Source organism: uncultured Deefgea sp., assembly GCF_947072475.1.
In the GTDB taxonomy this organism is placed as follows: Bacteria; Pseudomonadota; Gammaproteobacteria; order Burkholderiales; family Chitinibacteraceae; genus Deefgea.
The window spans coordinates 1-7099 of record NZ_CAMTIA010000091.1; the positions used below are offsets into that span (position 1 = coordinate 1).

7 protein-coding genes are annotated in these 7099 nt (G+C 47.9%); 6 read left to right on the top strand and 1 reads right to left on the bottom strand.

Going from position 1 to position 7099, the window contains the following annotated elements; translation table 11 throughout:
• Positions 1-155: 155 nt before the first annotated feature.
• On the bottom strand, positions 156-833 hold the full coding sequence (gene rpe, locus Q0V82_RS16090) for a ribulose-phosphate 3-epimerase (RefSeq protein WP_173534109.1): 678 nt from the start codon (positions 831-833) through the stop codon (positions 156-158).
• A gap of 214 nt (positions 834-1047) precedes the next feature.
• Between rpe and apaG the strand changes: the two genes are divergently transcribed.
• The 6 genes from apaG to Q0V82_RS16120 form a co-directional block, all read left to right on the top strand.
• On the top strand, positions 1048-1425 hold the full coding sequence (gene apaG, locus Q0V82_RS16095; protein WP_297577388.1) for a Co2+/Mg2+ efflux protein ApaG: 378 nt from the start codon (positions 1048-1050) through the stop codon (positions 1423-1425).
• The gene (locus tag Q0V82_RS16100; RefSeq protein WP_297577390.1) at positions 1425-3200 is read left to right on the top strand and encodes an ABC transporter ATP-binding protein/permease; all 1776 of its coding nucleotides are present in this window, start codon (positions 1425-1427) and stop codon (positions 3198-3200) included. The genes apaG and Q0V82_RS16100 overlap by 1 nt, the downstream gene beginning before the upstream one ends.
• 203 nt (positions 3201-3403) lie before the next feature.
• The gene (locus tag Q0V82_RS16105; RefSeq protein WP_297577392.1) at positions 3404-4639 is read left to right on the top strand and encodes an amino acid permease; all 1236 of its coding nucleotides are present in this window, start codon (positions 3404-3406) and stop codon (positions 4637-4639) included.
• A 113-nt stretch (positions 4640-4752) separates the two neighbouring features.
• Positions 4753-6120: an L-serine ammonia-lyase gene (locus tag Q0V82_RS16110; protein ID WP_297577399.1), complete on the top strand. Its 1368-nt coding sequence runs from the start codon at positions 4753-4755 to the stop codon at positions 6118-6120.
• Positions 6121-6142: 22 nt separating this feature from the next.
• Complete coding sequence (locus Q0V82_RS16115; RefSeq protein WP_297577395.1) at positions 6143-6604, top strand: low molecular weight protein-tyrosine-phosphatase; 462 nt, start codon at positions 6143-6145, stop codon at positions 6602-6604.
• A 260-nt stretch (positions 6605-6864) separates the two neighbouring features.
• On the top strand, positions 6865-7099 hold a 235-nt coding region (locus Q0V82_RS16120), incomplete at its 3' end, for a TMEM165/GDT1 family protein (RefSeq protein WP_297577397.1).

Sequence of the window (7099 nt, forward strand, 5' to 3'; positions counted from 1 at the left end):
CGCGGCGATGTCGAGCATGGTCAGTAAATCTGTGATTTCAGCCACGCTTAGCGTGTCTTCAAGGTAAAGGCGAACGTCAGGCGAAAACCCGCGTGCAGTCAGTTCGCTCAATGCTTCGCGGCTTTTACTGCAGCGTGGGTTGTGCAATAGCTGCATTAAGCCACCTTAGCCAGTTCAGCGCGCATTTGGTCAATGACGGTTTTGTAATCCGGCTGGCCATAAATGGCGGAGCCCGCAACAAAGGTATCGACCCCTGCGGCCGCACACGCGGCGATATTGTCAACTTTGACCCCGCCATCGATTTCTAGCCAGATTTCACGCCCAGTTTTGGCGGTATAAGCGTCGATTAAAGCGCGCGCTTGGCGTGCTTTGACGAGGGTTTCGGCGATAAAGGATTGACCGCCATAACCGGGATTAACTGACATCAGCAAAATCATGTCAATTTTGTCCATCACGTAGTCAAGGTAATGCAATGGGGTTGCTGGATTAAACACCAGACCGGCCTTGCAGCCAGATTCTTTAATGAGGCCTAAAGAGCGGTCAATGTGTTCAGATGCTTCGGGGTGAAACGTAATGATGTTGGCACCGGCTTTGGCAAAGTCGGGAATAATGCGATCAACCGGTTTTACCATTAAATGCACATCAATCGGCGCGTCAGTCCATGGCCGGATGGCATCGCAAACCAAGGGCCCGATGGTGAGATTAGGTACGTAATGGTTGTCCATCACATCAAAGTGAATGATGTCGGCGCCAGCAGCGATGACGTTTTTTACTTCTTCACCCAAACGGGCAAAGTCAGCCGATAAAATACTTGGGGCGATGCGATAGGTCATAAGTTGAGCTCCTTAGAAGGCAACAATAAACAGCTTGGGTCGGTTGCTGCCGGGGCCGTGAGGCGCGTTGAAAGCGTACCTTAAAGCCAGCGGCAACTGATCGCAGTGTGCCAGTTTAACGCGAAAACAAGATGACTTTGCGCAATATGCGTTCGCTGCGCTGGTAAACTGCCATATCGCCCTGATCTATCGCAGACATACGGAGAATTATAAATTGGAAGCCACTTATAAAATTAGCGTTACGGCTCGGCCGTTTTATCTTGCCGAGCAATCCAATGAAAGTGCCGAGCAATACACTTTTGCCTATCAAATTACCATTACCAATGAAGGCAATATGCCCGCTAAGTTGATGGCACGGCACTGGGTGATTGAAGATGGCCAAGGTCAGAAACAAGAAGTGCGCGGTTTGGGTGTGGTGGGTGAACATCCTGAAATTGCACCCGGTGAGAGCTTTGAATACACCAGCGGCGTAACGCTCAATGCCCCGGTTGGCACCATGCGCGGTAGTTATCAAATGATGGCGGCTGATGGTACTGAATTTGAAGCCACGATTGCGCCATTTATCCTTTCTATGCCCCGGACACTGCATTAATGACATCAACAGTAGAAAAAAACTTAAAACCACCACGTAAAGATTGGCAGACCTTATCCACTTTATTGCCGTATTTAATGCAGTATAAGTTTCGGGTTTTTGCTGCCCTCAGTTTGCTGATTGCCGCCAAACTCGCCAATGTGTCGGTGCCTTTGGTACTCAAAGACATTGTTGATCATCTGGATGTGCAAAATCAGGCTTTAGTGCTGCCATTGACGTTGATTTTGGCGTATGGCGCACTGCGGCTGAGTTCGGCGGTGTTTGGTGAAATGCGCGATGCGGTGTTTGCCAAAGTCACCCAAGGTGCGATTCGTCGAGTGGCCTTGCAGGTGTTTGAGCATTTACATCGCTTGTCGCTGCGTTTTCATCTTGAGCGCCAAACTGGCGGCATGAGTCGCGATATTGATCGCGGCACCAAGGGGATTGCGTTTTTATTGAACTTTATGCTGTTCAATATTTTGCCAACCTTGGTTGAGATTGCTTTAGTCGCGGTGATTTTGCTTAAAAAATACGACTGGTGGTTTGCTGCCGTCACGTTTGCAACTGTCGCGGTTTATATCGCATTTACGCTGGGCGTTACCGAGTGGCGGATGCGCTATCGGCGTGAAATGAATGTCTTAGATTCCAATGCCAATACCCGGGCTATTGATAGTCTGATTAATTATGAAACCGTGAAGTATTTCGGCAACGAGCGCTGGGAAGCCGAACGTTACGACGCCAGTATGCAAAAGTGGGAAGGCGCTGCGGTGCGCAACCAAGTGTCGTTGTCATTTTTAAATGCTGGCCAGGCCATTATTATTGCCGTCGGGGTGACGTTGTTGGTGGGGATGGCGGCCGATGGGGTGGTTAAAGGCACGATGACGCTGGGTGATTTGGTATTGGTGAATGCGTTCTTATTACAACTGTATGCGCCGCTGAATTTTTTGGGCTTTGTTTACCGCGAGATTAAAAATTCTTTAGCCGATATGGAAAAAATGTTTGGCTTGATGAGTAAAGGCGCTGAAATCAAAGACAAGCCCAATGCTCAAGCCTTACAAACCCCGAGCGCGGCCATCACCTTTTCCCATGTTAATTTTGGCTATGAGCAAAATCGACAAATTCTGCAAGACATTAGTTTTAGCATCCCGGCAGGTAAAACCGTCGCGGTGGTTGGTGCCAGTGGCGCGGGTAAATCGACCTTGTCGCGCTTGTTGTATCGCTTTTACGATGTGAATTCCGGTGCAATCGAGATTAATGGTGTTGATCTGCGTGATTTAACGCAGGCCAGTTTGCGCTCGCACATTGGGATTGTTCCGCAAGATACCGTTTTGTTTAACGATACAATTTACTACAACATTGCTTACGGAAAGCCAACGGCGAGTCGTGATGAGGTGATTGAGGCGGCAAAATCAGCGCATATCTATGATTTTATTATGAGTCTGCCTGATGGTTTTGATACCACCGTCGGTGAGCGCGGTTTGAAGTTGTCCGGCGGCGAAAAGCAAAGGGTGGCGATTGCACGCACGGTATTAAAAAACCCACCGATTTTGATTTTTGACGAGGCCACCAGCGCGCTCGATTCTCATACCGAGAAGGCGATTCAGGCTGAATTAAAAGCGATTTCTCTAAATCGAACGACTTTGGTGGTGGCACATCGCTTATCGACGATTTCGGATGCTGATGAGATTTTGGTGATGCGTGATGGCTGCATTGTTGAGCGCGGCAGCCATCGACAATTGTTGGCTTTGGATGGCGTTTACGCGCAAATGTGGGCTTTGCAGTTGAGTGCGGAGTAAGCAACGCATTGTTTTTTACAAAAACATATACAGTAAAGCCCTAGCTATTTTGGGTTTATTGTTAAAAATCAAACGCCAATCAGAATGTAAGGTTTTTGTGTAAATTTGTCACAGTTTTATTTATGCAGATCGCGTGTAATAGCGCCCACATCGACTACATACTGTACGTCAGTGTGTGGCGCTATTATTTTGGGGGTTGGCATATGTCGTTAGATCGTAAAGACTGGGAATGGGTATTGACGTGCTTCGGAACAGCAGTGGGGGCTGGGATCTTATACCTCCCTATTCGTGCTGGTTTGGGTGGTATTTGGCCGATGTTGATTTTAACGGCGATTATTTTTCCAATTACGTTTGTTGCCCATCGTGGGATTACACGGGTTGTGGCTTCTTGCCCTAAGCCGACCGATATTATCGGCGCAGTTGAATATGATCTTGGCCGGAATGTGGGTTTTGCCGTTTCTATTTTGTATTTCTTGTCGATTGTGACCATTTGCGTGGGTTACGCTACCGGCGTGACCAATATTGTTGAGTCGTTCTTACATAATCAAATGGGCGTGGAAGGTACTTCGCGCACGGTGTTAACGTTCTTGCTCTTGGCCGGTTTAACGGGGGTGATTTTGGCGGGTGAAAAATTCATGGTCCGCGTTACTTCCATGATGACTTTTCCGTTGATTATTATGCTGGCGGGTTTGTCGATTTATATGATTCCGCAATGGAATACCGCGATTTTAAGCGCGCCGTTTGAGATGGGTGATGTGTTTAAAAACATGTTGTTATTGTTCCCAGTGTTAGTTTTTGCGATGAATTTCTCTCCGGTCTGTTCGACGTTGGCGGCATCTTATCGCTCGCAATATTCTGCTGAAGAAGCGGTGCAACGTACCGATGGCATCATTAAATGGACTTCATTGATTTTGCTGGTGTTTGTGATGTTTTTCGTTTTTTCGATGGTACTGGCCACTTCGCCTGAAGTGTTGGCGATGTCGCAAGCGAAAAATGTCGACATTTTGACGACGGTTTCTTTGATTGTGTCGCAACCATTCTTGCAATATCTGATTCCGCTGATCGCTTTTCTTGCGATTGCCAGCTCGTATTTCGGTCACTTTGTGGGCACGCGTGAAGGTTTGGTTGGCATTACGACTCGGGTGATGACTTGGAACAATCCAGCGGCGGAAGCGAAATTAAATCGAAAAAGAATCAATCTGATTGTGACGCTGGTGATGATGATTGGTTTGTGGTTCTTGGCCGTGTATAACCCGCCGATTTTGAAAATCATCGGGGCTTTGTCTGCGCCAATTATTGCGATTTATGCCTATTTAATGCCGGTGATGCTGATGAAACGAATTCCGCGTTTGTTTATTTATCAATCAAAAATGGCTGGTTTTATCTTTGTAATGGGTTTGATCGGCATTGTGGGTGATTTTGTCGGCAGTTATTTGTAATTTGCACCGATACTTAATGAGTTGGTTTTGATTTGCTGGATCAGTCGGGCTCATCGCTCGTCTGATCCATTTTATTTATCAGTTAGTGGCGATCCTGCTAACGGGAGTGAATGATGTTAAGTGTTTTTGATTTATTTAAAATTGGGATTGGTCCTTCGAGTTCACATACAGTGGGGCCGATGGTAGCGGCAAAAACATTTGTTGACGATTTAATGGCCCAAGGCCAATTACTGCAAATTCGTCGTATCTCGGTTGATTTTTATGGTTCACTGGCATTGACTGGTGAGGGGCATGGCTCTGTTAGTGCTGCTTTGGTTGGTTTGGAGGGCGATACCCCTAAATTTGTTGCGCCTGAACGGGTGGACTTGCGTCTCAAACAACTTAAGGCGCCCGACGCACAATTGTTGCTTGCCGGCACACATCCGATTGCCTTTGATTTTCACCAAGATGTTCAGTTGCATAAGCATTTGTTTTTAAAACAACATTCAAATGGCCTGCGCTTTCGCGCTTTTGATGCTGAGGGTGTTGAATTAGCCAATAATGTTTTCTTCTCAATTGGTGGCGGATTTGTCGTCAGTGAGGCTGAATTTGGCCAAACGCGTGAATCGACACCGGTGCCGTTTCCATTTCAAAATGCCGCAGATCTATTGGTTCATTGCCGTACACAAGGCAAGTCCATTGCTCAAATCATGCTGGCCAATGAGCTGGCCACGCAATCGGAAGTGACTGTGCGTGCGCAGTTATTGGAAATCGCCAATGTGATGCAGCAGTGCATTCATAATGGCTGTACTCGTGAGGGTGAGTTGCCTGGCGGCTATCACGTAAAACGTCGAGCACCGGGGATTTTTCGCAAAATGGTCGGTATGCAACTGACTGGCCGCGCTGATTTCATGTTGTGGCCGATGATTTATGCGATTGCCGTTTCAGAAGAAAACGCCAGTGGTGGCCGCATTGTCACTGCACCGACCAATGGCGCGGCGGGGATTATTCCGGCTGTTTTGCAGTACTATCGCAATTTTACGCCTAACGCTAATGATGCTGGCGTGGTGGACTTTTTGCTAACGGCGGCCGCGATTGGCATGTTATATAAAATGAATGCATCCATTTCTGGCGCTGAGGTGGGGTGTCAGGGTGAGGTGGGCGTGGCGTGTTCAATGGCGGCGGGTGCGTATTGTGCAGTACTCGGCGGTACTTTAGAGCAAGTTGAAAATGCCGCTGAAATCGGCATGGAACATCATCTTGGTTTGACGTGTGATCCAGTCGGCGGCTTGGTGCAAATTCCTTGTGTTGAGCGCAATGGGGTTGCTGCTGAAAAAGCGATTAAAGTCGCGCAATTGGCGTTAATGGAAAACGGCGAGCATAAAGTAAGTTTGGACGAAGTCATCGCCACGATGTACCGCACGGGCATGGATATGCATAATATTTATAAAGAAACCTCTTTGGGGGGGTTGGCGCTGACGGTGGGTGTGCCAGCGTGTTAAGCCAATAACAAGAGGCAAGCAGATGCAAAAAGTGCTGATGATTTGTACCGGTAATATTTGCCGCAGCCCGACGGCGGATGCTGTGCTGCGACATCAAGTGCTGGCGCAGTATTTAGCGGGGCAAATTGAAGTTGATTCCGCCGGAACGCAAAGTTATCACGTGGGTGAGGCCCCTGATCGACGGGCGCAAAAGCATGCCTTGCGGCGGGGCTATGATTTATCTGCTTTACGCGCTAGGCAAGTGAATGCGATGGATTTTGCTGAGTATGATTTGATTCTGGCGATGGATAACAGTCACTTGGCTTACTTGAAACAGCATTGTCCAGTAGCCCATCAGCACAAATTGCGTTTATTTATGACTTTTGCGACGCAATCGAGTGAGCGTGAGGTGCCTGATCCTTATTACGGTGGGGATGCGGGTTTTGAGTTGGTGCTTGATTTGATTGAAGATGCATGCGACGGCATTTTGCAATCTTTACGTTAGCGGGTAAACCCCGATTTGCACTTAGGCCATAAAAAGCATTAAAATGCCGCCTTACCCTTCGGGGGAGTAGTCGCCTGCCTTGGTGTTGGGTCCAAAACCCAGCGATTTGAGCAGGATCTATGTCAACATATTTGCAAATTAACGCATGGCATAGATAGCGAGCTGTTGCTTCGCCTGACGAGACCTGAAGTTGTTGTCGTGTATTCCTGGATGGGCTACGCGCAATGACTTCTTGTTTCTGCCCATCCGGAGTGCTGTTTATGTTTGACACGTTGTTAGTTTCAACTGGCGTAGTGGCTATTGCCGAGATGGGCGATAAAACACAATTGCTTTCGTTGATTCTTGCTGCCCGTTTTCGTCGGCCGTTGCCGATTGTGGCGGGCATTTTTGTTGCAACTGTTTTGAATCACTATGCTGCCGCATGGATCGGGCAGCAGGTGGCAGGCTTGATTTCTGCTGATATTTTACGCTGGATTGTTGGGCTGGGTTTCTTGG

Excerpts from the sequence above, each read along its gene's own strand:
- Q0V82_RS16105 (WP_297577392.1), top strand. The coding sequence starts at position 3,404 with ATGTCGTTAGATCGTAAAGACTGGGAATGGGTATTGACGTGCTTCGGA.
- Q0V82_RS16100 (WP_297577390.1), top strand. The coding sequence starts at position 1,425 with ATGACATCAACAGTAGAAAAAAACTTAAAACCACCACGTAAAGATTGG.
- Q0V82_RS16115 (WP_297577395.1), top strand. The coding sequence starts at position 6,143 with ATGCAAAAAGTGCTGATGATTTGTACCGGTAATATTTGCCGCAGCCCG.
- rpe (WP_173534109.1), bottom strand. The coding sequence starts at position 833 with ATGACCTATCGCATCGCCCCAAGTATTTTATCGGCTGACTTTGCCCGT.
- Q0V82_RS16110 (WP_297577399.1), top strand. The coding sequence starts at position 4,753 with ATGTTAAGTGTTTTTGATTTATTTAAAATTGGGATTGGTCCTTCGAGT.